The following is a 25841-nucleotide window of genomic DNA, read 5'->3' on the forward strand; positions in this document are numbered from 1 at the left end:
GCTGGTCAGGGTCTGGTGGCGTAGAAGGCCACTGCTGCCGAGGATGCCACGTTGAGGGAGTCGACGCCGCCGGCCATCGGGATCTTCACCGTCAGGTCTGCCCGTTCGAGCACGTGCGGCTTGAGGCCGTGGCCTTCGGTGCCGAAGATCAGGGCGAGCTTTTCGTCCTGGCGGGCGGTCAGCTCGTCGAGGGTGATCGAGTCGTCGGTCAGGGCCAGCGCGGCGCTGACGAATCCGTGGTCCTTCAGAAGGTCGAGCGGGTCGGGCCAGCTGGTCAGGCGGGTCCATGGGATCTGGAAGACGGTCCCCATCGAGACCTTGATCGAACGGCGGTACAGCGGGTCCGCGCAGGTGGGGGTGATCAGGACCGCGTCGACGCCCATAGCGGCGGCCGCGCGGAAGCCGGCGCCGACGTTGGTGTGATCGACGATGTCGTCGAAGATCGCGATCCGGCGGCCGGTGAGCAGGGTGTCCAACTCGGGCGCAGGCTGACGCCGGTACGACGCCAGCGCACCGCGGTGGACATGAAAGCCGGTGACCTGCTCAGCCAGCTCCTCGGTCACCACGTAGACGGGTGCCTCAGGCCACTTCTCCAGTACGTCTGCCAGCGAGTCCAACCACCGCGGGGCGAGCAGGAAAGAGCGTGGCTCATAACCGGCGTCGGCCGCCCGGCGAATCACTTTGTCGCCCTCGGCAATGAACAGCCCATGCTCTTCCTCGAGCATCCGCCGCAGATTCACCTCCCGCAGCTGGACATAATCCCCCAGCCGCGCGTCCCCAGCCTCCTCGACCGAAACCAGCGGACTCATGAACCCGCGATCTCCACGACCTGACCGATGATGACGATGGCGGGCGCACCTACGCCACCAGCAGACATTGCTTCGGCAATACCAGCTAGGTCTGACTTGACCTGCAGTTGACCGGGCAGCGTTCCGTCGGCGATCGCCGCGGCCGGCGTTGCCGGGTCTTTGCCATTGGCGATGAGCGTTGACGCGATCACCGGGAGGTTCTCCACGGCCATCAACAGCACGAGCGTGCCGTTCAACGACGCGAGGGCTTCCCAGTTGATCAGGGAGTCTGGGTGGCCGGGTGGGATGTGCCCGGAGACGACTGTGAACTCGTGGGTCACCCCGCGGTGCGTGACCGGGATCCCCGCCGCGGCCGGGACCGCGATTGAGCTGGTGATGCCTGGTACGACTGTCCATGGCACGCCTGCCTCGGCGCAGGCCAGTGCTTCCTCGAAGCCGCGGCCGAAGACATAAGGATCGCCGCCCTTGAGCCGTACGACGACCTTGCCCTGCAAGCCGCGATCGACCAGCAGGCGATTGATCTCCTCCTGCGCCGCCGACCGTCCGCGCGGCAGCTTGGCCGCGTCGATCAGCTCGACGTCAGGATGCAGCTCCTCCAGCAACGGCTGCGGCGCCAGCCGGTCCGCGACGACCACATCCGCCTCGGCCAGCAACCGCCGTCCGCGCACAGTGATCAGGTCAGGATCCCCAGGACCCCCACCGACGAGATACACGCCGGGCTTCTTGGCCAGCGAGTCCCGCGCGCCCAACGCGCCGACCCGCAAGGACTCCAGAATCGCGTCCCGTACCGCCGCCGACCGCCGGTGATCGCCACCACCCAGTACGCCGATGGTCACCTGATCGTGCTGCCCGGAAGCCGGCGTCCACGCAGTCGCACGCGACCGGTCGTCCGACCGCACGCAGAAGATCCGCCGCGCCTCCGCCTCGGCCGACACCTGATCGTTGACCGAGGCATCATCGGTCGCCACCACGACGTACCAAGCACCTTCGAGATCCCCGGAAGCGTAGCCACGCTCGACCCACCGGAGATCCGGATTCGTCAGCAACCCCTCGATCGTCGGCGTGATCACCGGCGAGATGACGTCGATCTGCGCACCCGTCTCGAGCAACCGCGGCAGCCGCCTCTGCGCGACACCACCGCCGCCCACGACCACCACCCGGCGGCCGGTGAGCACCAGCCCGGACAGGTACGGCGCCGTCACGCCTCGATCCCCGCATCCTCGAAGGTCGCCATCTCCGCGAGCGCCCGCACTGCACACGTGACGATCGGATAGGCCAGCACCGCGCCCGTCCCCTCCCCCAGCCGCAGATCCAGATCCACCAGCGGCTGCAGCCCCAGCGTCTTCAACGCCACCGCGTGCCCCGGCTCGGCCGACCGATGCCCAGCGATGCAGTAATCGATCACCGCCGGCTCAAGCGCCTGAGCAACCAGCGCCGCAGCCCCCGCGATCACCCCATCCAGAATCACCGGCACCTTGTTCGCGGCCGCCCCGAGGATGTACCCAGCCAGCGCAGCGTGCTCCAGCCCGCCGTACGCCGCCAGCGCACCGAGCGGCTCCGAAGCCGGTACTTCGTGAAGCGCCAGCGCAGCCCTGACAATCTCGGTCTTGTGCGCCAGCGTCGCGTCGTCGATCCCCGTCCCGCGGCCCGTCACCTCATCCGCCGTCCCACCGCTGAAGGTCGCGATCAACGCGGCCGACGCCGTCGTGTTCGCGATCCCCATGTCGCCGGTCAGCAGGCATTGATACCCGTCCAGCACCAGCTGACAAGCCAACTCGAAGCCGACCGCCACCGCGGCCTGCACCTCGTCCGCCGTGAGCGCCTTCCCGACCGAGAGGTCCCGCGTCCCGGCCCGCACCTTCGCGTGCACGATGTCCAGCTCGTCGACATCAGAGGCAACCCCGACGTCCACCACCCGCACGTCGACCCGGTTGTTGGCCGCGAACGCGTTCACCGCGGCACCACCACCCGCGAAGTTCGCCAGCATCGCCGCGGTGACCTCCTGCGGCCAAGGCGAGACTCCCTGCGCATGAACGCCGTGGTCAGCGGCGAAAACCGTCACGACGGCGGCCGTCGGCACCGCGGGCGGGCACACACCGGTCATCCCGGCGACCCGGACCGACAGCTCCTCCAGCACGCCAAGGGAACCGGCCGGTTTCGTCAGCCTCAGCTGACGCTCCGTCGCCGCCCGCATCGCGGCCTCGTCGGCCGGACCGATCCTGGCCAGGTACTCCTCCACCGCTGATCCCTCCACTCGCGACGGCCGCCCGGACGCGACCAGTTCCGATCTTCGCATCTCTGAACCCCGGCCCCTGCCAGGGCGGCTGACCCGAGCGGGGTGGTGGGGTGGGAGTGAGCATAAGTTGAGCCAGTAATGTCGGATTCACCACATTTCGCGAGATCCCAGGAGGATCACCAGATGTCGCTCGATCGACCCGTCGCACCGGACCCGTACAAGCTGCTTCCCGAGGTCGGATCGTTCACGGTCACCAGCACCGACGTCAGCGACGGCGAGCCGCTGGGCGACGACCAGGCCTACGCCGGGGGCAACAAGTCGCCTCAGCTCAGCTGGGAGGGCTTCCCCGCCGAGACCAGGGGCTTCGTGGTCAGCTGCTTCGACCCCGACGCGCCGACCCCGTCCGGCTTCTGGCACTGGGTCCTGGCCGGCCTGCCCGCCGACGTGACGGAGCTCCCGGCCGGCGCCGGCACCACGGAGCGGCTGGAGAACGGCGCGTTCCACGTCCGCAACGACTTCGGCTCGAAGGACTTCGGTGGCGCGGCCCCGCCGCCTGGTGACCCCGCCCACCGGTACTACTTCGTGGTGCACGCGCTCGACGTCGAAGGACTCGACATCGACGGTGACGCGAGCCCGGCCTTCGTCGCTTTCAACCTGGTCTTCCACACCCTGGCCCGCGCCATCATCACGCCGACGTACCAGATTTCAGGTGGCTGACCTTCCCCGCGACCTTCGCGACGCACTGGACGCGGCGGCTAGCGGCGCGTCCGGTGCGGCACTGAGTACTTCGTTCAAGCGGCTCAGCACCCGGTACCGCGAAGAGGTGGCCGCCACCGCGCCAATCCTGAAGTCGTCCACGGACGTCGTCACCTATTCGGCGTACCGGATGCCCGCGACGTTCGGGGCGGTCCGCGCGGCACTCGAGCAGGCAGCGGCGTCCCGGCCCGGGTTCGAGCCGTCGAGCCAGCTGGATCTGGGCGGGGGTACCGGCGCTGCGATCTGGGCCGCGTCCGCGGTCTGGCCGTCGCTGAAGACCGTGACCGTGGTCGAGCAGGTCACCGAGGCGATCGCGCTCGGCAAGCAGCTCGCCAAGGGCGCCGAGTCCGCGGCGATCCGTGACGCGGCCTGGCAGGCGGGCCGGATCGACGATCTCGGCACGCTCGCCGCGGCCGACGTGGTCACGGTCTCGTACGTCCTCAGCGAACTGTCGGCCACGCAGCAGGAGAAGCTGGTCGGCCAGTTGGCCGCACAGCGCGGTCTCGTCGCCATCATCGAGCCGGGCACACCCACCGGCTACGAGCGGATCGTGACGGCCCGGGACCAGCTGATCGCGGCTGGGCACAGCATCGTCGCGCCGTGCCCGCACAGCCTCGACTGTCCGATCCCCCGCGGCCGCGACTGGTGCCACTTCGCCAGCCGGGTCAACCGCAGCGCGGCGCACCGGCAGACCAAGGGTGCCGAGCTGAGCTTCGAGGACGAGAAGTTCGCGTACGTCATCAGCACCCCGGCGATCCCCGAGCCGGCCGAGAACCGCGTGCTCCGGCATCCACAGCAGCGCAAGGGATTGGTGTCGCTCCGGCTCTGCACCAACGAAGGCAGCTTGGAGGACACCATCGTCTCGAAACGCCAGGGCCCGCTCTACCGCTCGGCAAGAGACACCGAGTGGGGCGACCCCTGGCCTCCTATCTCCACAAGTTAGCGCCACCAAGCCGCGTTGCCTCATGGGACGATCCGTCGGTGGGTGCGTTGGCTCGAGGCGCAATACTCCGGCGGGCGCCTTTGCCTCCGGGCCCCATCCGCAGGCGGAACCGGCGTACTGGCCGGCCCGGGGTGTCTGGCGGTGTGGTTGCTGGAGGCAACGAGCGGGTCCGCGTGCATACCCAAGACGGTGAGCAAACGCTTCCCGCCGGCGTGTCGGCCGCCTGGCGGGAGTTGTGCGTGCGTGGCGGACCGCCCCGGCGCCAGCGGCTCAGCACCGCCCACCTCGCCCTCGGGTTCGTCCGGCAGGCTTGAGGGCAAGTCGGCCATCATCCAGTCGCCGCCGGGCACCACCACCGAGCGTTGCAGCCGGCGTCGAACCGCCGCGACAATCGGGACTTGGGGAGGATTCTCCCGGTTGCTGGGGAGGGTAACCGCCCGATCCGGGGGCATTCCCCTCCCCAGTCGGGTGGAATAGGACGGTTCGGGCCGGGGAGTCGGAGGGTGCTGTGGCGGGAGCCGGTCAGGGACTCCCGCCACCACGACCACCGACGTCTACCGGGTGGACGTCACCACCGCCGCCGGAGCGGAGGCTGTTTGGTCAGTCCTTGATGCCGGACTGGGTGACGCCCTGGATCAGGTAGCGCTGCAGGAACGCGAAGATCAGCACCAGCGGCACGATCGACACCGCGGCCGCCATGAAGAGCTGGTGGATGTTGACCGTCTGCGCGGTGATGAAGGTCGACATCGCCACCTGGACGGTCCAGGATTTCTCGTCCTGGCCGATCACCAGCGGCCAGATGAACGAGTTCCAGTTGCCGATGAACGTGATCGCCGCGATCGCCGCGAAGAACGGCAGCGAGTTGGGCACCACGATCCGCCAGAACGTGGTGAAGTACCCCGCTCCGTCGACCCGTGCCGCCTCCTCGAGTTCCTTGGGGAAGCCGAGGAAGTACTGCCGGAACAGGAAGGCGGCGAACCCGCTGAACAGCGTCGGGATGATCATGCCGCGCAGCGTGCTGACCCAGCCCAATGAGGACACCACGATGAAGCTCGGGATGAAGCTCACCGCGGCCGGGATCATCAGCGTCGCCATCACCGCGTAGAACACCTTGTCGGCGTGCTTGTACGGGATCCGGGCCAGCCCGTACCCCGCCATCGATGCCAGCAGCAACTGTCCGCCGGTGCCCAGGATGCCGATCACCGCGGAGTTGTAGAGCGCCCGGGCCATCGGGACGTTCTCGTCGTCGAACAGTTCCTTGATGTTGCCCCACTGGAGATCGGTGGGGAAGAACTTCCAGTCGACGCCGGTGATGTCGGCCTCGGTGGACAGGGCGTTCCGTAGTACCAGGTAGAACGGGATCAGGAAGAGCAGGGTCGCGAGGATGAGCGCGACCCAGCGCAGGACCGACCCGACCACGCCCAGCGGGCTGCGGATGTAGCCGATCGGTTGCGGCGTACCGGTGGTCCGCTCGATCGCCGCCATCAGTCGTTCGCCTTTCCGAAGCCGAAGATCTTGCTCTGCAGCAGGGTGAGCAACATGATCACCACCGCCAGGATGAGGGCGCCGGCGCTGCCGTGGCCGAGGTCCTGGATGTTGCCGAGCGAGACCTTGTAGAGGTAGACCAGCGGCGGCCGGGCGAAGTTCGCGTCGGCGCCGATCAGGTTGTAGAACTCGTCGAAGGCCTGGTAGGCCGCGATCAGGTTCAGCAGCAGCACCGCGACCGAGGTCGCCCGCAGCTGCGGCCAGGTGATGAAGCGGAACACCTGCCAGCCGGGCTTCGCGCCGTCGACGTACGCCGCTTCGTACAGCGCCGGGTTGATCCGCTGCAGGCCGGCGATGAACAGGATCATGTAGAAGCCGAGCTGCAGCCACAGCCGCACGGTCACGATCGGCAGCCAGTACCAGGGCGGGTCGACCGTCGACAGCCAGGCGATCTGGTCGAGGCCGAACCAGCCCAGCACCGTGTTGGCCAGGCCGAACCGGACGCCGTTGAAGATCGACAGCTTCCAGATCAGCGAGGCCACCACGTACGAACAGGCCGTCGGCAGGAAGAAGACCGAACGGAAGAACGCCTTGGCCACCTTGACCTGGTTGACCAGCAGGGCCAGCGCGAGCGACAGCACGAAGGTCAGCGGCACGATGAAGACCGCGAAGATCGTGAACGTGCCGAGTGCGCTGATGAAGTTGCGGTCGGTCAGCATGTCGACGTAGTTCTGCAGCCCGACGAAGTCGGTCGGGGTGACCGTGTTCTGCGCCGAGAAGAAGCTCAGCACCAGGCTCCACAGGATCGGCAGGTAGCTGAAGATCAGCAGGCCGAGCACGAACGGACCGGTGAAGAGCCAGAACCACAGCGTGTTGTTGCGGGTGGCCGCCCCTCTGCTCACCCGAAGAGCCTCGCCAGCTCGGTGTTCACGGTCTTGTCCAGCTTGGCCAGCTCACCCGTCGGGTCGGCGCCCTTGCGGATCACGTTGTTCAGCAGGTCGGTGAAGCCGGTGGCCATCTTCGGCGTCCAGGCCGGGCGGTCGACGACGCCGAAGTCCTGGTTGAGCTTGACCACCTCGGCGGCGGCGCCGGTCTGCAGCTTGGTCGCCTTGGCGGCCAGGCTCTTCCGCGGTGGGATGTGGAAGCCGTAGTTGAGGTTCCAGTCCTCCTGGTCCTCGGCGTTGTCCACCCACAGCCACTTCACGAACTTCTTCGCTGCGTCGATGTTGGCGCTCTTCGCGGAGACGAACTGGGTCCAGCCGCCGGACGGCAGCGCCTGCTTGCCCTGGGCATCGAGCTTGGGATAGGCGAAGACGCCGAAGTCGTCGCCGAGCGCCTTCTGGATGGCCGGCATCGCCCACAGGCCGGTCCACTGGATCGCGGCCAGGCCCTGCACGAACGCGCCCGGGTCCCACCAGTCGGCCGGGGCGCCGAGCAGCACGGACTTGTCGGCGAAGAACTGGTGCAGCTTGCTGAACGCCTGCGCCGCCCGGGCATTGTTGAAGTCCGGCTTGTTGTCGTCGGTCAGGTACTGGCCGCCGGACGACCACAACGCCGGGCCGCCGCAGATGTTGCCGCCGTCGTTGCCGATGAAGATGCCCTTCACCTTGTCGGTGGTGAGCGTCTTGGCCGCCGCGATCAGGTCGTCGATCGTCTCCGGCGGCTTGATCCCGGCCTTGGAGAACATCGACTTGCGGTAGTAGAAGACCTGCGGGTCGTCGATCATCTTGATGCCGTAGAGCTTGCCGTCGACCGTGTTCGTCTTCAGGTCGTTCGGGTTGAAGTCGGCCTTGGCGTCGCCGAGGATGTCGTCCAGTGGCACCACCTGGCCGCTCTTCACCATCGCGACGTTCAGCTGGCTCTCGAAGACGTCCGGGCCGTTGCTGGACAGCAGGCCCGACGCGAGCTTGGCGCCGTAGTCACCGGGCACCCAGGTCACCGCGACGTTGGAGTCGGTGTAGGCCTTCGCGTACTTCAGTGCGGCTTCCTTCGTACCGGCCTCGCCGTACTGGTGGTACCACTGCGACAGCGTGACCTTGCTGCCGCCGCCTCCCCCACTGCTGGACGGTCTACCGGTGTTGCCTCCACAAGCGGCGGTGAAGGCGGCGAGGGCCGCGAGGCCGCCGGTCCGCTTGAGCAGGTCGCGCCGGGACAGACCGGCGTTCGGGATACGAGCAGGCATACGTGTCCACCTCCAGGGGCTAGCGGATCAGAGTTACTTAACTACGTAAAGCATCTCTGGTTTCGCACACGTTACAACTAAGTCAAACATCGCAACAGCCCTGGCCGGTGACAGTTCGGGCACGACTCCGAGTGTCTTCGATGTAACGCTGAGGTTAATCGTTGTAAAAGATCCTGCAATCCGGACACGATTGTCAACAGTCTGCGCCCAGCCGATCACACACCATCACACAAAAGAGCGCGGTACCGGACAATGCCGGTACCGCGCTCCGTGATCGAATTAGTTGAATTCAGTCGAATTTCTCTCCCAATTCGGCCTTCTTCACCAGTAACGCGGGCGGCTCGAACCGCGCGCCGTAACTCTGCGCGAGCTCCTGCGAGCGGGCGACGAAGCCGGCCAGACCGCCGGCGTACGCGTTGATGTACTGCAGCGCCCCACCGTGCAGCGGCGGGAAGCCGATGCCGAAGATCGAGCCGATGTTGGCGTCGGCCGTCGACCGGAGGACGCCTTCCTCGACGCACTTCACCGTCTCGAGCGACATCGCGAAGGCCATCCGCTCCTGCAGATCGATCAGCGGTACGGCGACGTCCTCGCGGACGAAGTGCTCCCACAGCCCGGGCCACAGGTGCTTCGGCCCGTCCGCCGGGTAGTCGTAGAAGCCGGCCCCCGCCGCCTTGCCCTTGCGATCGAACTCCGTCACCAGCCGCTCGGCGACCGCCATGCCCGGGTGATCGTCGAAGGCACCCGCGCTGCCACCGGCCGCCCGGGCCGCGTCGCGGATCTTCATCGGCAGCGTCAGCGTCACCTCGTCGATCATCGCCAGCGGCGGTGCCGGGAAGCCCATCTGGGTCGCCGCCCGCTCGATCGTCACCGGATTCACGCCCTCGGCAACCATCGCGGCACCCTCCATCACCAGTGTGCCGAAGACCCGCGAGGTGAAGAAGCCGCGGCTGTCGTTGACCACGATCGGCGTCTTCTTGATCTGCCGGACCACGTCGTACGCCTTGGCGAGCGTGCGATCCGAGGTCTTCTCCCCCACGATCAGCTCGACCAGCGGCATCCGGTCGACCGGCGAGAAGAAGTGCATGCCGACGAAGTCGTCCGGCCGGTCGATGCCCTCGGCCAGCGAGGTGATCGGCAGCGTCGAGGTGTTCGAGCACAGCAGCGCGTCCGGCTCGACCACGCCGGCGATCTCGGCGAAGACCTTCTGCTTCAGCTCCTCGCTCTCGAACACCGCCTCGATCACCAGGTCGCACCCGGCCAGGTCGTTCGGGTCCGCGGTCGGCGTGATCAGGCTCAGGAACGCCTCCGCCTTCTGCGGCGTACTCCGCCCCTTCTGCACCTGCTTGGCGAGCAGCTTCTCGGAGTACTGCTTGCCCTTCTCCGCCGCCTCGAGCGAGACGTCCTTGAGCACGACCTCGATGCCCACCTTGGCGCACACGTACGCGATGCCCGCGCCCATCATGCCCGCGCCGAGCACCCCGACCTTGCGGGCCTTGTACGCCGGTACGCCATCCGGCCGCGACGCCCCGGCGTTGATCGCCTGGAGCTCGAAGAAGAACGCGTTGATCATGTTCTTCGCGATCTGACCCGTCGCCAGCGAGACGAAGTACCGGGACTCGATCCTGCTGGCCGTCGCGAAGTCGACCTGGCTGCCCTCGACCGCCGCGCTCATGATGGCCCGCGGAGCCGGGTACGGCGCGCCTTTGAGCTGCTTGCGCAGATTCGCCGGGAAGGCCGGGAGGAACGCGGCCAGCTTGGGCGAGGACGGCGTACCGCCCGGGATCTTGTAGCCGTCGCGATCCCACGGCTGTTTCGCGTCGCCGTCATAGGAATCGATGAACCGGTACGCCGAGGCCAGCAACTCGTCGGCGGGGACGACCTCGTCGACGATGCCGACCGACTTGGCGTGCGCGGGCTTCATCCGCTGGCCTTGGAGAAGTACCTTCATCAGCGCGTCCTGCAGGCCGAGCATCCGGACCGTGCGGGTGACGCCACCACCGCCGGGCAGCAGGCCGAGCGTCACCTCGGGGACGCCGATCTCGATCCGGTTGTCGTCGGCAACGATCCGGTGGTGGCAGGCGAGCGCGATCTCCAGCCCGCCGCCGAGCGCCGCGCCGTTGATCGCGGCGACGACCGGTACGCCGAGCGTCTCCAGCACCCGCAGCTGACGCTTGACCTCCTCGAGCGTCGCGAAAACCTCGGCCGCGTTCTCGGGCTGGATCTGGGACAGCATCTGCAGGTTGCCACCGGCGAAGAAGGTGGACTTGGCGCTGGTGATCACCACGCCCTTCAGCGTGTCCTTCTCGGCCTGCAGGCGCTCGACCGTCGAGGCCATCGCGGCGAGGTAGGTCTCGTTCATCGTGTTCGCCGAGGCGGCCGGGTCGTCCATCGTCAAGGTGACGACGCCGTCGGTGTTCTTCCAGTCGATCATGCCGCCAGCCTCTCGATGATGGTGGCGACGCCCATGCCGCCGCCGACGCACAGGGTGGCCAGACCGTAGCGGAGCTCGCGCCGCTCCAGCTCGTCCAGCAGGGTGCCGATCTGCATCGCGCCGGTGGCGCCGAGCGGGTGGCCGAGCGCGATCGCGCCGCCGTTGACGTTCACCTTCTCGTGCGGGACGCCGAGGTCGTTCATGAAGTGCAGGACGGCCGCCGCGAAGGCCTCGTTCATCTCGAACAGGTCGATGTCGGAGACCTCGAGCCCGGCCTTCGCCAGCGCCTTGCGGGCGGCGGGCGCGGGGCCGGTCAGCATGATCGTCGGGTCGGTGCCGCTCACCGCCGCCGCGACCACCCGGCCGCGGGGCGCCTGACCGAGCGCCTCACCGGCCTTCTCGTTGCCGATGGCAACCAGGGCGGCGCCGTCGACGATGCCGGACGAGTTGCCGGCGTGGTGCACGTGCTCGATCCGCTCGACGGTCACGTACTTCTCCAGCGCGACCGAGTCGAAGCCACCGTGCTCGCCGATGGCCGCGAAGGACACAGGCAGACCGGCCAGCGTCTCGACCGTCGTACCAGGTCGTACCAACTGGTCGTGGTCGAGGATCTGCAGGCCGTTGCGATCCGTCACCGCAACGATCGAGCGGGCGAAGTAGCCGTTGGCCCAGGCCTTGGCGGCCCGGGCGTGCGACTCCGCTGCGTACGCGTCGACGTCGGTGCGGGAGAAGCCGTCCATGGTGGCGATCAGGTCGGCGCTGATGCCCTGCGGGATGAAGTTCGTCTGCATCGCGGTCTCCGGGTCCATCGCCCAGGCGCCGCCGTCGGAGGCCATCGGCACCCGCGACATCGACTCGACGCCACCGGCCAGGATGAAGTCCTCCCAGCCGGAGCGGATCCGCTGCGCGGCCTGGTTGACGGCTTCGAGGCCGGAGGCGCAGAAGCGGTTGAGCTGTACGCCGCCGGTCGTCTCCGGGTAGCCCGCCGCGAGGACCGCAGTACGGGCGATGTCCATGCCCTGGTCGCCGATCGGGGTGACGACACCGAGCACGACGTCGTCGATCGCCTCCTCGTCGAAGCCGGGGTGCCGGACCCGCAGCTCCTCGAGCAGGCCGGTGATCAGCTGGATCGGCTTCACCTCGTGCAGCGCGCCGGCCGCCTTGCCCTTGCCGCGCGGTGTCCGGATCGCATCGTAGAGAAACGCTTCAGTGCTCATGGGGATCCCGTCGGTCGAGTCGTCCCGCTGATTGTGACAGTTCTGGTGTCATGGTCGTCAAGAGGGGGTCGTTATGATCTCGGCCATGCCAGATGCGAGGCCACAAGCAACCGCGGACGATGCGACCCTCACGGTCGACGAGCTGTCCGCCCGGGTCGGGATGACCGTGCGCACGTTGCGCTTCTACGCGGGCCGCGGCCTGATTCCACCGCCGGTACGCCGGGGACGCGTCGGGTACTACGGTCCCGAGCACATCGCCCGGCTCGACCTGGTCCGCGAGCTGCAGGCGCACGGGTTCAACCTGTCGGCGATCGAGGGCTACCTGGATCGGATCCCGGCCGACGCGACCCCGCAGGACATCGCGCTGCACCGGACGCTGCTCACCCCGTGGATGCGGGACCTGCCCGAGACGCTCGACCGGGCGGCGCTGGTACGGCGTACCGGTCGTGAACTGACCGACGACGAGATCGAGATGCTGATCGCGCTCGGCGTGGTCGAACCGACCCCGGACGAGGACGTCTTCCAGGTCGCGACGGCGCACCTCAGCCTCGGCGTGGAGCTGCTCGAACTGGATCTGCCGGTCGACGCGGTGCTCGATGTCGGGCGGATCTTCAGCGAGCACGGGCGGGCGCTGGCCGAGGAGCTGACCGAGGTGTTCCGGACCAAGGTCTGGCCGCACTACCGCGACTCGGGCGGCCCGCCGGAGCACATCCAGCAGCTGGTCGAGCGGTTCAAGCCGGTCACCATCCAGGGCCTGGTGATCGCGTACGAGCGGGCCGTCGGCGAGACGCAGCGCGACACGATCCGCCGCTCCCGGGCCAAGCCTCCGCGACGCTGACAAGACCCTGACATTCCGGCTGACAACCGGTTGTCAGGGATGCGCGTGCGAGCTGTATGAGGAGACTGCTGACCGTCGTCGCCACGCTCGCCCTGTCGGGCGCGACATTGGTGCCGACGGCAACCACCGCCCAAGCTTCCACACTCCATCCGGTCGGCTCGGCCACGTACAGCGCCGGCCGTGATCTGACCGCCGTCGTGCACTATCCGAAGGACCTCGACGGTCACAAGTATCCGGTCGTGCTGATGTCGCACGGTCTCTGGATCACCTGCGCGGACAAGCAGGCGTGGGAGGACCAGGACTACGAGAAGCTGTCCGCCTGGCCTTGCCCGGCCGGTACTCCGGAGATCCCCAGCTACAGCGGCTACGACTACCTCGGCCAGGCGCTCGCGACGCAGGGCATGATCGTGATCTCGATCGACGCGAACAGCACGATCGATCTGATGGGCGAGGAGCAGGACGCGGCCCGCGCGTCGCTGATCAACCAGCACCTGGCGATGTGGCAGCAGCTGTCCGCTCGTGGGACAGGTCCGCTGGCCGGCAAGCTCAAGGATCACGGCAAGGCGATCGACTTCCGCGGGCATGCCGACCTGGCCGACGTCGGGCTGATGGGTCACTCCCGGGGTGGGCGCGGGACCTTGCTCGAGGCGGCTGACGTGAACCAGAAGAACTGGCCGGCCGGCGTGCGGATCAAGGCGGTCGTACCGCTCGCTGCCGCCGAGCCGTATGCGCCGGACGACAACCCGGACAACGCGGAGTACGACAACTACCGGATCACCGACATCCCCGTCGCGTCGTTCGTCGGGAGCTGCGACCGTGCCGTCGACGGGCATCTCGCCTATCTCGGCGCGCACAACAAGGCGCCGTACTACGAGTACTACGTGCACGGCGCGAACCACGACTTCTACAACACCCAGTGGTCGCCTTCGAGTGGTCAGGTCGGCGCGTACGACGACGCCGAACTGGATCCGCCCCGGCCGTCGCCGGGTCACTGCCTGGCCGATGACGACCACCAGCGCTCCGACAAGCAGTTGACCGAGACGCAGCAGCGGCTGGTGTCGACGACGTACCTGTCCGCCTTCTTCCGTCGCTATCTCTTGGGTGACACCCGCAGCAACTCAATCCTCAACGGAAGCATCAAACCCTTGGGGGCCTTCTCGACGATCGACGTCCACGTAGACCTCCCGTGATACGCCGCCGGTCCGGTCCGCCCATGCCCGGGTGGACCGGACCGGTCGGTGCTGTTTCAGTCGACCTCACCGTCGTACCGGCCCGCTTTGGTGAGGACGGCGCCGTCGCGGAAGACGAGTTGCAGGCCGTGCTCGGGCTCCCAGTCGCACTCGCACTCCAGCGACACGTAGACCCGCCCGTCCCCGTCGTCGTTGCGGAACACCTCGGGCTCGTTCCCCAGCTCGACGTACTCGAGCACGTCCTCCGGCCCGTCGATCCGGACCTCCAACTCGTCGCCGAGCTCGCCGCGCACCTTGAGGTAGTACCCGTAGATCGCCTGCCGCGCGTCGGTGAGCGCCTCCGGCCCGAGGGCGAGGAATCTGCCGATCGCGAGCTGGAAATCCTCATGGTCGTCCGGCTCCTCGTACCCCTGCACGAGGAACTCGCACCCCACCCCACCGAGCACCGCGACCGGAACGGCTTTGCTCCGGTACCCCTCGAAGGCCTCATCTTCCACGACCGGCCCAAGCCCAGGAATCTCCATGCGCCGGATGCTAGAAGCAAAAAAGCCCACAACCGCGCCGATTCGGTCTGCGTGCAATGTCACTTGCTGCAATCCGGCCCTGCGGCCGGTCCGGGGTCAGGTCTGGTTCGAGAAGCGGAGGTAGGTGAGGCCTCGGAGGTCGAGGTACGTGTCGGTGGGGGTGGCGACTACCCGGAGTAGGACGTCGTCGCACCCGGAGCAGCGGGCGACCAGGCCTGGGGCGTCCATGAAGACGTGGGTCTCGGCGAAGACGCCGGTACGGCCGCAGCCGGCGCACTGGCCGATGGCGGCGGTGATGTCGACGGCGAAGAGTTCGCGCAGCGTTCCTGCTGCGGCGTTGCCATCGAGGTAGGTCGGAACGTCCGCGGTCATCGCGGTCCTCCTGTCGGTCCGAAGCGTTCGGTTCTCACCCGGGCCGGGTCGTGGCCGGCCTCGACGAGCAGGTCGGCCACCGCCTCGACGAACGGGGTGGGACCGCAGACATAGACGGTCGGTTGCTCTTCGGGTGGGAAGGCGACCGACTTGAGCAGTTCCGCGTCGACGCGGGCCGGCGGGCGGGTCTCCCCCGGCGGCGCTTCGCGGGTGTAGGCGAAGGTGATGTCGACGTCCTCGGACATCGCCACCTCCTTCAGATCGTGCACGTAGATGACCGACGCGGGTCGGCGTACGGAGTACAGGAGTCTCGCTGGTCGGGTGCTCTCTTCGGCCGCGTGGGCGCGCAGCATCGCCATCAGCGGTACTACGCCCGAGCCGCCGCCGATGAGCTGGATCGGGCCCTCTTGCTCGGGCTTCCAGACGAACCACCCACCGACCGGGCCGCGGACCTCGAGCGGGTCGCCGACCTTGAGCACGTCGACCAGGTACGGCGAGACCTCACCGTCGGGCACCTGCTCGACGGTCAGCTCGATCGTCGTACCGGTCCACGCCGAGGCGATCGAGTACGACCGGGAGGCGCGGTAGCCGTCCTCCGCGGTGAGCCGGACGTCCAGGTGCTGCCCGGCCAGATGCCCCGGCCAGTCCGGTACGTCCACCACGATGGTGCGGGCCGTCGCCGTCTCTTCCCGGACCTCGGTGACGGTGCCGACCTGCCAGGTCAGTCGCCGGCGTATCGCTGTTCTTTCCATGGGTCTCCGTACTCGTGATAACCGGCGGTCTCCCAGAAGCCCAGATCCTCGGTGTCGGACAGGATCAGGCCGCGCACCCATTTGGCGCTCTTCCACAGGTACAGGTGCGGCACCAGCAGCCGGGCCGGGCCGCCGTGCTCGGGGTGCAGCGGCTCACCGTCGTACTCGTAGGCGACCCAGGCCTGGCCGTCGAGCAGGTCCTCGAGCGGCAGGTTGGTCGTGTACCCGCCGTAGCTGTGCACCATCACGAAGTCAGCGGCGGTCTCCACGTCGGCCAGGAGCAGGTCGAGCGAGACGCCCCGCCACTCGGTGCCCAGCTTGGACCACCTGGTCACGCAGTGCAGATCCTTGGTGATCGTCTCGCTCGGCAGCGAGGTGAACGACTTCCAGTCCCACTTGGTCAGCTCACCCGCCTCGTTGGCGACGGTGAACTCCCAGTGCTCCGGCTGGATGTGCGGCGTCGGCCCCGCCGACAGCACCGGAAACTCATGCGTCAGGTACTGCCCCGGCGGCAGATCGTTGCCACCCCGCCGTCGGCCGGTGAAGCCCGGCGACACAGTGCTCATCGGTGACCTCCTTCAAGCTGAAACCACTCCGGGCAGTCAATCACGAATCACCCCCGGAGTCCCGGAGTACGGCAACAATCGTCAGGGTCAGCGCCAACGCCCGACCGACCCATGTTGAGGCCCGGGGCCAGCCCCGTTGGGTGGGTCACCACCGGACCGGCCCCTCGCTCGCCTGGCCGGGCAGCCCGTCGGCCTGGCTGCTGGCAGGTTTTCAGACCGCCGACGTCAAGCATCACGCCAGCGGCACAAGCACCCGCCAGCCGACCCCGATCAGCCCGGACGAGCCCAGTTTCGCCGGTCCGTCACCGCGCGGATCGCCGGGCACGCACAACTCCCGCAGACCGCCCCGACGCGCCGGGGTAAGCGGTTGCCCTGGTGGGTTGGGTAGGCATGGCGGTCCATCCGTTGCCCCCAGCAACCAAATCCGGGGCCGGCCGTCGCCTCGACTGGAGTTGGGGAGGATCTTTCTGGAGGTCGGGGAGCCAAATACCCCTGCTGAGGGATAAAACCCGCCCCGACCCCACGCGAACGTCAGATGCCCATGGTGCGGCCGATGATTTCCTTCATGATTTCGGTGGTGCCGCCGTAGATGGTCTGGATGCGGGTGTCGAGGTAGGCCTTGGCGATGGGGTACTCGGTCATGAAGCCGTAGCCGCCGTGGAGTTGCAGGCACTTGTCGACGACCTTCTTCTGGAGTTCGGTCGTCCACCACTTGGCCATCGCGGCGTCGGAGACCGTCAGGGTGCCGGCGTTGAGCTCTTCGATGCAGCGGTCGACGAAGACCCTGGCGATCTGGGTTTCGGTGGCCAGCTCGGCCAGCACGAAACGGGAGTTCTGGAAGGAGCCGATCGGGCGCCCGAAGGCTTTGCGGTCCTTCACGTAGGCGAGGGTCGTTTCGAGGATGCTCTCGCAGGCGGCGGCCGCGACCACGGCGATGGTGAGGCGCTCCTGGGGCAGCTTCTCCATCAGGTAGATGAAGCCCTTGCCCTCCTCGCCGAGCAGGTTGGTGGCCGGGACGCGGACGTTGTCGAAGAAGAGTTCGGCGGTGTCCTGGGCCTTCAGGCCGATCTTCTCCAGGTTGCGGCCGCGCTCGAAGCCGGGCATGCCCCGCTCGACGACGAGCAGCGAGATCCCCTGGTAGCCGGCCGCCGGATCGGTCTTGGCCACGACCAGGACGAGGTCGGCGAGGATGCCGTTGGAGATGAAGGTCTTCTGGCCGTCGAGGATGTAGTCGTCGCCATCACGCTTGGCGGTCGTGGTGATGCCTTGCAGGTCGCTACCGGCGCCCGGCTCGGTCATCGCGATCGCCGTGATCAGCTCGCCGGAGCAGAATTTGGGCAGCCAGCGCGCCTTCTGCTCCTCGGTCGCGTAGTCCAGCAGGTACGACGAGACGAGGTCGGCGTGGATGGTGAAGCCGGGGCCGCTCGCCCGCGCCTTGGTCACCTCTTCGATCACCACGGTGTTGAAGCGGAAGTCGCGTGCTCCACCGCCGCCGTACTCCTCCGGCATCATGAAGCCGAGCAGGCCCGCGTCGCCGGCCGCCGCCCAGAGCTCGCGCGGGACGATGCCGGCCTCTTCCCAGCCGTCGTGGTGCGGGGTGATCTCCTTCTCGCAGAACGCCCGCGCGGTCTCGCGGAAGGCATCGTGATCGGCATCGAAGAGGTGACGTTCCACGGGCGGTCTCCTGTAAGTGATCCGGTACTACGGGCGCCGGCTGCTGTTGTCAGTCGGCTTGGACGGCAGCGCCGGAGTCGAGCAGGGAGTCGACGTCGGTCACTCCCCAGTCGGCCAACGCCTCGCGGGTGTGCTGGCCAGGGCGCGCCGGAGGCCGGCCGAGTTGGGTCGGGGTGCGGGAGAAGCGTGGCGCGGGGGCGGGCTGCCGGACGCCCTCGTTGTCGACGAAGGTGCCTCGGGCAAGTAGGTGTGGGTGGTCGCCGGCCGGCCGTAGTACCGGCGAGACGCAGGCGTCGGTACCGTCGAACAGCTCGGTCCACTCGGCCTGGGTGCGCTGGGCGAAGGTCTCGGTGAGGAGTTTGTGGAGCTCCGGCCAGTTCGCCTGGTCGTATCGATCTGGGGCTTGTACCCCGAGCAGGCGGACCAGCTCGTCGTAGAACTGCGGCTCGATCGCGCCGACCGCCATGAACTCGCCGTCCGATGTCTCGTACACGTCGTAGAACGGCGCTCCAGTGTCGAGCAGGTTCGTCCCGCGCTGCAACTGCCAGTTGCCGGCAGCCAAGGCGCCGTGCACGATCGTGGTGAGGTGTGCAGCGCCGTCGAGGATCGCCGCGTCGACGACCTGACCGCGACCGCTTCCCCGCGCCTCGACCACCGCAGCGAGGATGCCGATGACGAGGTACAGCGAGCCGCCGGCGAAGTCGCCGAGCAGGTTCACCGGGACCTGCGGCGGGCCGCCCGCCCGGCCGATGAGGGACAGCGCGCCGGACAGAGCGAGATAGTCGATGTCGTGCCCGGCCGACTGAGCCAGCGGACCGTCCTGACCCCAGCCGGTCATCCGGCCGTAGACCAACTTGGGGTTGACCTCGTGGCACGCGTCCGGGCCTAGCCCAAGACGCTCCGCCACACCAGGCCGGAAGCCTTCGACCAGTACGTCGGCACGCGCAACCAACTGCAGCACCGTCTCGATCGCCGCCGGGTTCTTCAGGTCGAGCGCGACACTCCGCCGACCACGGTTGAGCAACTCGAACTCGGGCGGCCCCATCGCGAGCCCGCCGCCCGGTCGCTCGATCCGCAGCACCTCCGCCCCGAGCTCGGCCAACATCATGCAGGCGAACGGCGCCGGCCCGATCCCGGCCAGCTCGACGACCTTCACCCCGCTCAGTGGACCCATGCGAGTCATTGTGACAGTAGTACTGTCACAGTGGTCAAGTCATCCTGCGACGCGCGGCCTCCTCAGCGCGGCCGGGACCAACGCGAGCGGGAGCAGGACCGACAAGATCGTGAAGGCGAGCAGTACCGCCGACCACCCCGGCGAGTCCGCGTTCAGGTGGTCGGCGTGGAAGGCCAGGTGCGTGACGGAGTACGAGAGATAGGCGATCAGCGCGACGAGTACCAGCCGGCGCTCGAGCCAGATCGCGGCGGCCGCGACCACGATGCCGATCCCGATGGTCGTGCTGCCGAAGTCGCGGAAGAGGTGCTCGCTGTACGGCGGCGTCCAGTCGACCGTCGGCACGTCGTTGTAGAAGCTTGCCGGGAAGAACAAGGTCCAGCCCCCGACCACCAGTTGAATCAGCGCAAGGACGACCAGCCCGGCCCGCAGCACGCGGCTCATCCCTTCGCCCCGGCCTTGAACCGGTCGGTGAGATAGTCGGCGAACGTCTTCTGCCCGTACCTCGTATCGCCGGTCATCGCCAAGCCGTCAGCGAAGGCCCGGAACGCCTTGCCCGGCAGGCGGATCGGGACTATCGGCCGACGGGACCCGGCTGCTTGCTTCCAGAAGGCCGCCAGGTCGCGGACGGAATGTTGCTCCGGGCCCCCAATGTCAGCGACTCTACCGGCCGGTTGGGCGGCGGCCAGCTCGGCGAGGCGGGTGGCGACGTCCTCGACCGCGATCGGCTGGAGTCGCATCGACGGTGCGAGCAGGAACGGGAGGAACCGCTGAGCGCTGAACACCCTGTCGACGAGGTCGTGGAACTGGGTGGCTCGCAGCAGCGAGTACGGGATCGCCGACTGCTCGACCAGGCGCTCCATCTCCAGCTTGTACCGGTAGTACGGCAGCGGGATCCGGTCGACGCCGACGATCGAGATGACGATCAGGTGCTCGACGCCGGACGGGCGCAGCGCCTCGACCAGGTTCTGCGCCTGCGCGACGTCAGCGCGTCCTTGGCTGGTGGCGAGGTGGAGCACGGTGCCGACGCCGTTGAACGCCTCTTGGAGTCCGGTGCCTGTGGTGAGATCGCCGGTGGTCAGGCCCGGACCGCGCCGGCGGCTCAGGACGCGGACGTCGTGGCCGGCCGCGCGCAGCTTCGCGGTCGCCGGGCGGCCCAGGGTGCCGGTGCCACCGGTGACGAGGATGGTTCGCATGGGTGATGTCCTTTCGGTCATCAGCCCAGACCGGGCACCCCGCCGATTCGTGACAACTGCTCCCCGACATGGCCGAGCTTGTCCGGATTCATCACGAAGTCGAGGTTCGCCAGTTCGCCGTTCTCGATCGTCAGGAAGACGATCGCGGCGACGGCTCCGGAGTCGGCGACGAGCAACACCGGTTCTCCGTTCGCCTGCGCGAAGTGCGTGGTGAACCCGGCCCCGAACTTCTCCAGTACGCCGGTCAGGTACCGCGCGACGTTCGAGCGACCGACGACCGGCTGGCGAGCCGCCCTGGCCTTGCCGCCGCTGTCGGCCCGCGACACCACGTCCGCGGCGAGCAGCGATTCGAGCCCGGCGATGTCGCCGAGCTGGGCGGCCGCGAGGAAGCGTTCGACGAACACCCGCCACTTGCCCGTGTCGACCTCCTGCGGTTCCTGGTCGGCGGCGACCCGCTTGCGCGCTCGTGAATGCAGTTGGCGGGCGTTGGCTTCCGTCGTACCGATCAGGTCGGCGACCTCGCGATGGGAGTAGGCGAAGGCTTCGCGGAGCACGTATGCCGCCCGCTCCGCGGGAGTGAGCTTCTCCAGCACGGTCAGCAGCGCAAAGGAAACGGACTCGCGCTGAGCGACCTCGTCGAGCGGGCCGAGGTCATCGAGCCTGGCACCGGTCAGGACGGGCTCGGGCAGCCACTCGCCGACGTACGTCTCGCGCCGCGCCCGCGCCGAGGTGAGCTGGTTGAGGCAGAGGTTCGTGACGGTCTTCGCGAGAAAGGCGGCCGGCTCCTTGACGGTCTCGTGGTCGACCGACTGCCAGCGCAGCCAGGCGTCCTGCAGGACCTCGTCGGCCTCGGTCGCCGAGCCGAGCATCCGGTAGGCGATCCCGAACATCCGCCCGCGATGCTCCTGAAAGACCTCCAGCTGCTCCACCCGATCATCTTCGCAGGCGGCCTCAGGCCCGCAGAGCCGTGGTCGCCAGGTCGAGGAAGTCGAGCACCCGGTCGGTACGGCGACTCGTCGCGACGACCAGGCAGGTCTCGTCCGGCTCGTTGTCCAGGATCGGCAGGTAGACCAGGTCGGAGCGCGGATACAGCCTGGCCACGGTGTCCGGCACCAGCGCGATGCCCTGACCGGACGCGATCGCCTCGAACTTCTCCTCCAGCGAGGCCATCCGGCGCGGCAGCGCGTTCATCACCGACTCACCGTCGAGATCGGCCAGCACCAGCGACTCGCGCTCCGCCAGCCGATGGGTGATCGGCAGGCAGGCGACCCTGTGCTCGAAGCCGATCGGGACGACGTGCATCCCGGTCCGGTCGAACGAGCCGCGCAGGTAGCCGACATCGGCCCGGCCGTCCCGAAGCGGCGCGTCCTGCTCCCACCAGTTCAGGCCGAGCACGTCGACCTCGATCTCCGGGTACTTCGCCGTGAACGCGAGCACCACCTCGGACACATGCAGTCCGGACGCGAAGCCGACCACGATCCGCTGCACCCCGCGATCGATCTCGTGCACCCGCCGCACCGCGGAGTCGACGGTCGCGAACACCCCGCGCGCCTCTTGCCGCAACGCCTCCCCCGCCGGCGTCAGCTGCACGCTGCGGGTCGTCCGGACGAACAGGTCGCAGCCGAGTTCGCGTTCCAGCGAGCGGATCTGCCGGCTGAGCACGGGCTGGGCGATGTACAGCTCCTCGGCCGCCCGGCCGAAGTGCTGATGCTCGGCGACAGCCGCGAAGTACCGGAGTTTGCGGAGGTCCAGATCCATACCTCAACCGTATCAATAGTTACGGAGAGGTATTGGACCCCTCGCTCACGGTCACGCAGAGTTGTTCCCATGATCGTCATCACAACGCCTACCGGCGATATCGGCAGCCAGCTGCTGACCACCCTGCTCAGCCACGACGAGGAACTGCGCGTCATCGTGCGCGACCCCGCCAAACTCCCCGACGCAGTCCGCGGCCGCGTCGACATCGTGACCGGATCGCACGGCGATCCCGAGGTCGTCGGCAAGGCCTTCGCCGACGCCGACGCGGTCTTCTGGATCGTCCCGCCGAACAGTCAGGCGGTCAGCCTGGAGGCGGCGTTCTCCGGATTCACCCGGGCCGCGGCGGACGCGTTCACCAGCTCCGGCGTCACTCACGTCGTCGGCGTCTCCGCCCTCGGTCGCGGTACGCCGGTCGCCGGCAGCGCGGGACTCGTCACGGCATCGCTGGCCATGGACGACCTCATCGGCGGTACCGGCGTCGCGTACCGCGCACTCGCCAACCCGTCCTTCATGGACAACCTGTTGCGTCAGGTCAGCTCGATCCGGGACCACGGCGTCTTCACCGACACCGTGGCTCCGGACCGGCTGGCTCCGTCCGCCTCCACCGGGGACATCGCTGCCGTCGCGGCCCGCCTCCTGCTCGACCGGTCGTGGACCGGCGTGGACAGCGTGCCGGTGCTCGGGCCCGAGGACATCTCCGCGGCCGACATGGCCCGGATCATGTCCGACGTACTCGGCCGGCCGATCCGGTACGAGCGCGAGACCCTCGAGACCCTGGGCGCCCGGCTGACCGGCTTCGGCCTCGGCGACGCCTTCGTCGGCGGCATGGTCGACATGATGCGCGCCAAGGAGAACGGCCTGGACGACGGCGTCGCCCGCACCGTGGAGAACTCGACGCCGACCACCTTCCGGCAGTGGTGCGAGCTCGTGCTCAAGCCTGCCGTCAACGCCTGATCTTCTGGAGAACCTGTGAGTAGAACCGCCCTCATCGTCGGCGCGTCCCGCACCCTCGGGCTCGCCCTGGCGGCCGAATACCTGCGCCTGGGCTGGGACGTGATCGGTACCGTCCGCGGCGCCGAACGAACCAAGCTGCACGAGTTGGCCGACTCCTCCGACGGCCGGCTCGTCGTCGAGTCGCTCGACATCACCTCACCCGAGCAGACCGCTGCCCTACGCGACCGGCTCGCGGATCGTGAACTCGACCTGCTCTTCGTCAACGCCGGCGTCACCCGAGGCAACCTCCCGATCGCCGACGTACCGACGGAGATGTTCACCGAGGTCCTGGTGACCAACGCCCTCAGCCCGTTGCGCGTGATCGAGTCCCTGCGCTCACTCGTCGCCCCAACCGGAACCATCGGCGTCATGTCATCGCGCCAAGGCAGCATCACCTCGAACACGATCGGCGGCCAGGACGCCTACCGGGCCAGCAAATCGGCGCTCAACCAGCTGATGCGCTGCTACGCCGCCCGGTACGCCGATGCCGCCCACACCCTGCTGCTCATGAACCCCGGCTGGGTCAAGACCGACCTCGGCGGACCCGGCGCCCTCCTCACCATCGAGGAGAGCATCCCCGGCGTCGCGGCCACTATCAACGCGCAGTCCGGCAAGCCCGGCCTGCAGTTCCTCGACTACCAAGGCGAGACCGTCCCCTGGTAGATGCCCGCTACTTGAAGGTCTCGGCTGCCTGTTGAAGTTCGGCGAAGTAGGCGGACCAGCCGGCCTCGTCGAGCATGTCGGCGTCGGGGCCGCCGGTGCCGTCGATGAGTTCGCGGATGATGTCGGCGTGGCCCGCGTGGTGGGCGGTCTCGTCGACCATCCGGATCAGCAGCACGCCGAGGGTGGTCTCGCGGCCACCCTCCGGCCAGTGGGCGACGGAGGCGGGTGCGTCGAGGCCGAGCGAGGTGATCGTCTCGTCGGCGAAGGCGCAGGCGCGTTGGTACAGGCCGATCAGATCGTCGCTGGACTCCGACGGGAGCGCCCACATGTCGGCGCCGTCCCAGATCGTGCCGTCCTCCACCCAGGCCAGCTTCTCCGGTGGGGTGCGGCCGAGGGCTTCGCCCAGGTACGTGTACTCCAGGCCGGCCAGGTGTTTCACCAGGCCGAGCAGGTTCGTGCCGGACGGGACGAGCGGGCGGCGCCGGTCGTACTCACCGATGCCTTCCAGCTTGGCCAGCAGGACGGCGCGGGTGGTCTGGAGTTTCTGATGCAGCTCGTTCTTGAGGTCCACGAGAAGGACGCTAGATCAGGGCGCCGACAGTTTTGGAGCACCCGGCGGTACGAACTCGAGGTCCGCGGGAGTGCCGGATTCGATCAGGGCCAGCAGGGCTGCGGTGTCGAGGTGCTCGTCGATGGCGTCGGCCAGCAGATCGAGGCGGGCTTCGCGCTGGGCGGCGAACGAGACGGAGCCGTCGGGAGCGGGCTTGCCGGTCAGTGCGGCGATCTCGGTCAGGAAGGCGTGGCGGGCGGTGTCGTCGTCGAGCAGGCCGTGCCAGATGGTCCCCCAGACGACTCCCGATCGGCAGCCCCCGGGGAACTCCGACGCCGAGCCCGTCACGGTGACAACGCCGTGGTGGATCTCGTAGGCCGTGGGCGCGGGACGGGCGAGCACCTTCTCGACGGCGAAGGTGGTTGCTACTGGCAACAATCCGAGGCCGGTGTGGTTGCCGCCACCTTCGACGCCCTGAGGGTCCGAGATCTCGCCGCCGAGGAGTTGGTAGCCGCCGCAGATCCCCAGCACCGGGCGGCCGTCGGCCACTCGCGAGGCGACGGCGTCGGCCAGGCCGGTCTCGCGGAGCCAGGCCAGGTCCGAGGTGGTTGCGCGCGAGCCGGGCAGTACGACCAGGTCGGCGTCGCGGACCTCCGCAGGGCTTGCGGTGAAGAAGACGCTCGTGGTCGGTTCGACAGCGAGTGCGTCGAGGTCGGTGAAGTTGCTGATCCGCGGGAATCGCACCACGGCGATGGTCAGCACGGACGAGTCCTGGGAGAGCCGCCTGGCCGGAACGTCGAGCGCGTCCTCGGAGTCGAGCCAAAGACCGGGGAGCCAGGGCAGTACGCCGTACGTCGGCCGACCGGTCACCGAGCTCAGCATGTCGATCCCGGGCTGCAGCAGACTCACATCGCCGCGGAACTTGTTGACCACGAAGCCGCTGATCAGTCGCTGGTCGGCCGCGTCGAGCAACGCGACGGTGCCGAACATCGATGCGAACACCCCGCCCCGGTCGATGTCGCCGACAACCACTACCGGTGCCTTCGTGTGTTGCGCGAGGCCCATGTTGACGTAGTCGGATTGGCGCAGGTTGATCTCGGTGGGGCTGCCGGCACCCTCACTGATCACTACGTCGTAGCGCGAGGCCAGGTCGTCATATGCCGCGAATGCTGCCTTTGCCAGCTCAGCCCGCTCCGTGAGGAACCCACGAGCGGTCAACTCGCCCCACGGCTCCCCCATCAGTACTACGTGGCTGCGCCGATCACTGCCGGGCTTGAGCAGCACTGGGTTCATGGCCGCTTCGGGCTCGGCACCGGCAGCCACTGCCTGGATCCACTGGGCACGGCCGATCTCGGCACCGTCTGCGCAGACCATGGAGTTGTTCGACATGTTCTGAGCCTTGTACGGCGCAACACGGACCCCCTGGCGCGCCAACCAACGGCAGAGCCCGGTCACCACGGTCGTCTTGCCCGCGTCGGACGTAGTACCGGCTACTAGAAGGGAACCCACGAGGGTCGATCCTAGTAGCCGGC

The 25841-nt window shown here is 68.2% G+C and carries 26 protein-coding genes; 6 read left to right on the forward strand and 20 right to left on the reverse strand.

Annotated features, from left to right (window positions below; all coding sequences use genetic code 11):
- Positions 1 to 5: 5 nt before the first annotated feature.
- The 3 genes from ABD768_RS03645 to cobT are packed head-to-tail and all read right to left on the reverse strand — an operon-like array spanning position 6 to position 3105.
- A complete protein-coding gene (locus tag ABD768_RS03645; RefSeq protein ID WP_344837306.1) occupies positions 6 to 809 on the reverse strand; it encodes a TrmH family RNA methyltransferase in 804 nt (267 codons plus the stop codon).
- Positions 806 to 2011, reverse strand: coding sequence for a uroporphyrinogen-III C-methyltransferase (cobA, locus tag ABD768_RS03650; RefSeq protein WP_344837308.1), 1206 nt, complete (start codon positions 2009 to 2011; stop codon positions 806 to 808). The genes ABD768_RS03645 and cobA overlap by 4 nt, the downstream gene beginning before the upstream one ends.
- Positions 2008 to 3105: a nicotinate-nucleotide--dimethylbenzimidazole phosphoribosyltransferase gene (cobT, locus tag ABD768_RS03655; RefSeq protein WP_343978645.1), complete on the reverse strand. Its 1098-nt coding sequence runs from the start codon at positions 3103 to 3105 to the stop codon at positions 2008 to 2010. Before cobT ends, cobA begins: the two co-directional genes overlap by 4 nt.
- A gap of 123 nt (positions 3106 to 3228) precedes the next feature.
- On the opposite strand from cobT, the gene ABD768_RS03660 reads away from it, so the two are divergent.
- Complete coding sequence (locus ABD768_RS03660) at positions 3229 to 3762, forward strand: YbhB/YbcL family Raf kinase inhibitor-like protein (protein WP_344837311.1); 534 nt, start codon at positions 3229 to 3231, stop codon at positions 3760 to 3762.
- A complete protein-coding gene (locus ABD768_RS03665; RefSeq protein ID WP_344837314.1) occupies positions 3755 to 4744 on the forward strand; it encodes a small ribosomal subunit Rsm22 family protein in 990 nt (329 codons plus the stop codon). Before ABD768_RS03660 ends, ABD768_RS03665 begins: the two co-directional genes overlap by 8 nt.
- 600 nt (positions 4745 to 5344) lie before the next feature.
- Here the strand turns inward: ABD768_RS03665 and ABD768_RS03670 are convergent.
- The 5 genes from ABD768_RS03670 to ABD768_RS03690 all read right to left on the reverse strand — a co-directional run bounded on the left by ABD768_RS03670 (position 5345) and on the right by ABD768_RS03690 (position 12062).
- Complete coding sequence (locus ABD768_RS03670; RefSeq protein WP_344837317.1) at positions 5345 to 6229, reverse strand: carbohydrate ABC transporter permease; 885 nt, start codon at positions 6227 to 6229, stop codon at positions 5345 to 5347.
- Positions 6229 to 7131 (reverse strand): carbohydrate ABC transporter permease, encoded by a 903-nt coding sequence (locus ABD768_RS03675; protein ID WP_344837319.1) that lies wholly within the window; start codon positions 7129 to 7131, stop codon positions 6229 to 6231. Before ABD768_RS03675 ends, ABD768_RS03670 begins: the two co-directional genes overlap by 1 nt.
- Entirely contained in the window at positions 7128 to 8411 is a 1284-nt protein-coding gene (locus ABD768_RS03680; RefSeq protein WP_343978630.1) for an ABC transporter substrate-binding protein, read from the reverse strand. Before ABD768_RS03680 ends, ABD768_RS03675 begins: the two co-directional genes overlap by 4 nt.
- A gap of 289 nt (positions 8412 to 8700) precedes the next feature.
- Positions 8701 to 10845 carry a 3-hydroxyacyl-CoA dehydrogenase NAD-binding domain-containing protein gene (locus ABD768_RS03685; RefSeq protein WP_344837321.1) on the reverse strand — a complete coding sequence of 715 codons (2145 nt, stop codon included), beginning with the start codon at positions 10843 to 10845 and terminating at the stop codon, positions 8701 to 8703.
- The gene (locus ABD768_RS03690) at positions 10842 to 12062 is read right to left on the reverse strand and encodes an acetyl-CoA C-acetyltransferase (protein ID WP_343978624.1); all 1221 of its coding nucleotides are present in this window, start codon (positions 12060 to 12062) and stop codon (positions 10842 to 10844) included. The genes ABD768_RS03685 and ABD768_RS03690 overlap by 4 nt, the downstream gene beginning before the upstream one ends.
- A gap of 85 nt (positions 12063 to 12147) precedes the next feature.
- Here ABD768_RS03690 and ABD768_RS03695 point away from each other — a divergent pair, with 85 nt between their 5' ends.
- Together ABD768_RS03695 and ABD768_RS03700 are read left to right on the forward strand one after the other, a co-directional pair.
- Positions 12148 to 12900: a MerR family transcriptional regulator gene (locus tag ABD768_RS03695; protein ID WP_343978621.1), complete on the forward strand. Its 753-nt coding sequence runs from the start codon at positions 12148 to 12150 to the stop codon at positions 12898 to 12900.
- Positions 12901 to 12956: 56 nt separating this feature from the next.
- Positions 12957 to 14090, forward strand: coding sequence for an alpha/beta hydrolase (locus ABD768_RS03700; RefSeq protein ID WP_344837324.1), 1134 nt, complete (start codon positions 12957 to 12959; stop codon positions 14088 to 14090).
- A 56-nt stretch (positions 14091 to 14146) separates the two neighbouring features.
- On the opposite strand, the gene ABD768_RS03705 is transcribed toward ABD768_RS03700, so the two are convergent.
- From ABD768_RS03705 to ABD768_RS03750, 10 genes are all read right to left on the reverse strand, one after another.
- Positions 14147 to 14614, reverse strand: a complete 468-nt coding sequence (locus tag ABD768_RS03705; protein ID WP_344837327.1) for a DUF6985 domain-containing protein — start codon at positions 14612 to 14614, stop codon at positions 14147 to 14149.
- A 96-nt stretch (positions 14615 to 14710) separates the two neighbouring features.
- Complete coding sequence (locus ABD768_RS03710; RefSeq protein ID WP_344837330.1) at positions 14711 to 14986, reverse strand: DUF6510 family protein; 276 nt, start codon at positions 14984 to 14986, stop codon at positions 14711 to 14713.
- A complete protein-coding gene (locus ABD768_RS03715) occupies positions 14983 to 15738 on the reverse strand; it encodes a ferredoxin reductase (protein WP_344837333.1) in 756 nt (251 codons plus the stop codon). The genes ABD768_RS03710 and ABD768_RS03715 overlap by 4 nt, the downstream gene beginning before the upstream one ends.
- Positions 15708 to 16304 carry a molybdopterin-dependent oxidoreductase gene (locus ABD768_RS03720; protein WP_343978606.1) on the reverse strand — a complete coding sequence of 199 codons (597 nt, stop codon included), beginning with the start codon at positions 16302 to 16304 and terminating at the stop codon, positions 15708 to 15710. The genes ABD768_RS03715 and ABD768_RS03720 overlap by 31 nt, the downstream gene beginning before the upstream one ends.
- A 531-nt stretch (positions 16305 to 16835) precedes the next feature.
- Positions 16836 to 17978, reverse strand: coding sequence for an acyl-CoA dehydrogenase family protein (locus ABD768_RS03725; RefSeq protein WP_344837337.1), 1143 nt, complete (start codon positions 17976 to 17978; stop codon positions 16836 to 16838).
- A gap of 49 nt (positions 17979 to 18027) precedes the next feature.
- The gene (locus ABD768_RS03730; protein WP_344837339.1) at positions 18028 to 19152 is read right to left on the reverse strand and encodes a CaiB/BaiF CoA transferase family protein; all 1125 of its coding nucleotides are present in this window, start codon (positions 19150 to 19152) and stop codon (positions 18028 to 18030) included.
- Positions 19153 to 19191: 39 nt separating this feature from the next.
- Positions 19192 to 19593, reverse strand: a complete 402-nt coding sequence (locus tag ABD768_RS03735) for a hypothetical protein (protein WP_344837341.1) — start codon at positions 19591 to 19593, stop codon at positions 19192 to 19194.
- A complete protein-coding gene (locus ABD768_RS03740) occupies positions 19590 to 20345 on the reverse strand; it encodes an SDR family oxidoreductase (protein WP_344837343.1) in 756 nt (251 codons plus the stop codon). The genes ABD768_RS03735 and ABD768_RS03740 overlap by 4 nt, the downstream gene beginning before the upstream one ends.
- Before the next feature lie 20 nt (positions 20346 to 20365).
- The gene (locus ABD768_RS03745) at positions 20366 to 21274 is read right to left on the reverse strand and encodes an RNA polymerase sigma-70 factor (protein WP_343978591.1); all 909 of its coding nucleotides are present in this window, start codon (positions 21272 to 21274) and stop codon (positions 20366 to 20368) included.
- Positions 21275 to 21296: 22 nt separating this feature from the next.
- Positions 21297 to 22103, reverse strand: coding sequence for a LysR family transcriptional regulator (locus ABD768_RS03750; RefSeq protein WP_343978588.1), 807 nt, complete (start codon positions 22101 to 22103; stop codon positions 21297 to 21299).
- Between the two features lie 69 nt (positions 22104 to 22172).
- Here ABD768_RS03750 and ABD768_RS03755 point away from each other — a divergent pair, with 69 nt between their 5' ends.
- Together ABD768_RS03755 and ABD768_RS03760 are read left to right on the forward strand one after the other, a co-directional pair.
- Positions 22173 to 23057 (forward strand): NAD(P)H-binding protein, encoded by an 885-nt coding sequence (locus tag ABD768_RS03755; RefSeq protein ID WP_344837346.1) that lies wholly within the window; start codon positions 22173 to 22175, stop codon positions 23055 to 23057.
- Positions 23058 to 23072: 15 nt separating this feature from the next.
- Positions 23073 to 23759, forward strand: a complete 687-nt coding sequence (locus ABD768_RS03760; RefSeq protein WP_344837349.1) for an SDR family NAD(P)-dependent oxidoreductase — start codon at positions 23073 to 23075, stop codon at positions 23757 to 23759.
- Positions 23760 to 23766: 7 nt separating this feature from the next.
- Here ABD768_RS03760 and ABD768_RS03765 read toward each other — a convergent pair whose 3' ends face one another.
- On the reverse strand, positions 23767 to 24330 hold the full coding sequence (locus ABD768_RS03765) for a DinB family protein (protein ID WP_344837352.1): 564 nt from the start codon (positions 24328 to 24330) through the stop codon (positions 23767 to 23769).
- Between the two features lie 15 nt (positions 24331 to 24345).
- Positions 24346 to 25818: a cobyric acid synthase gene (locus tag ABD768_RS03770; protein ID WP_344837354.1), complete on the reverse strand. Its 1473-nt coding sequence runs from the start codon at positions 25816 to 25818 to the stop codon at positions 24346 to 24348.
- Positions 25819 to 25841: the final 23 nt, after the last annotated feature.

This window comes from Kribbella ginsengisoli, from assembly GCF_039537185.1.
GTDB classification, from domain to species: domain Bacteria; phylum Actinomycetota; class Actinomycetes; order Propionibacteriales; family Kribbellaceae; genus Kribbella; species Kribbella koreensis.

What these genes read in the sequence shown, in the direction of transcription:
- ABD768_RS03720 (WP_343978606.1), bottom strand. Translation starts at nt 16,304, where the DNA reads ATGAGCACTGTGTCGCCGGGCTTCACCGGCCGACGGCGGGGTGGCAAC.
- ABD768_RS03680 (WP_343978630.1), bottom strand. Translation starts at nt 8,411, where the DNA reads ATGCCTGCTCGTATCCCGAACGCCGGTCTGTCCCGGCGCGACCTGCTC.
- ABD768_RS03660 (WP_344837311.1), top strand. Translation starts at nt 3,229, where the DNA reads ATGTCGCTCGATCGACCCGTCGCACCGGACCCGTACAAGCTGCTTCCC.
- ABD768_RS03685 (WP_344837321.1), bottom strand. Translation starts at nt 10,845, where the DNA reads ATGATCGACTGGAAGAACACCGACGGCGTCGTCACCTTGACGATGGAC.
- ABD768_RS03705 (WP_344837327.1), bottom strand. Translation starts at nt 14,614, where the DNA reads ATGGAGATTCCTGGGCTTGGGCCGGTCGTGGAAGATGAGGCCTTCGAG.
- ABD768_RS03735 (WP_344837341.1), bottom strand. Translation starts at nt 19,593, where the DNA reads ATGAGCCGCGTGCTGCGGGCCGGGCTGGTCGTCCTTGCGCTGATTCAA.
- ABD768_RS03700 (WP_344837324.1), top strand. Translation starts at nt 12,957, where the DNA reads ATGAGGAGACTGCTGACCGTCGTCGCCACGCTCGCCCTGTCGGGCGCG.
- ABD768_RS03670 (WP_344837317.1), bottom strand. Translation starts at nt 6,229, where the DNA reads ATGGCGGCGATCGAGCGGACCACCGGTACGCCGCAACCGATCGGCTAC.
- ABD768_RS03715 (WP_344837333.1), bottom strand. Translation starts at nt 15,738, where the DNA reads ATGGAAAGAACAGCGATACGCCGGCGACTGACCTGGCAGGTCGGCACC.
- ABD768_RS03710 (WP_344837330.1), bottom strand. Translation starts at nt 14,986, where the DNA reads ATGACCGCGGACGTTCCGACCTACCTCGATGGCAACGCCGCAGCAGGA.
- ABD768_RS03645 (WP_344837306.1), bottom strand. Translation starts at nt 809, where the DNA reads ATGAGTCCGCTGGTTTCGGTCGAGGAGGCTGGGGACGCGCGGCTGGGG.
- ABD768_RS03690 (WP_343978624.1), bottom strand. Translation starts at nt 12,062, where the DNA reads ATGAGCACTGAAGCGTTTCTCTACGATGCGATCCGGACACCGCGCGGC.
- ABD768_RS03750 (WP_343978588.1), bottom strand. Translation starts at nt 22,103, where the DNA reads ATGGATCTGGACCTCCGCAAACTCCGGTACTTCGCGGCTGTCGCCGAG.
- ABD768_RS03730 (WP_344837339.1), bottom strand. Translation starts at nt 19,152, where the DNA reads ATGGGTCCACTGAGCGGGGTGAAGGTCGTCGAGCTGGCCGGGATCGGG.
- ABD768_RS03695 (WP_343978621.1), top strand. Translation starts at nt 12,148, where the DNA reads ATGCCAGATGCGAGGCCACAAGCAACCGCGGACGATGCGACCCTCACG.
- ABD768_RS03755 (WP_344837346.1), top strand. Translation starts at nt 22,173, where the DNA reads ATGATCGTCATCACAACGCCTACCGGCGATATCGGCAGCCAGCTGCTG.
- ABD768_RS03740 (WP_344837343.1), bottom strand. Translation starts at nt 20,345, where the DNA reads ATGCGAACCATCCTCGTCACCGGTGGCACCGGCACCCTGGGCCGCCCG.
- cobT (WP_343978645.1), bottom strand. Translation starts at nt 3,105, where the DNA reads ATGCGAAGATCGGAACTGGTCGCGTCCGGGCGGCCGTCGCGAGTGGAG.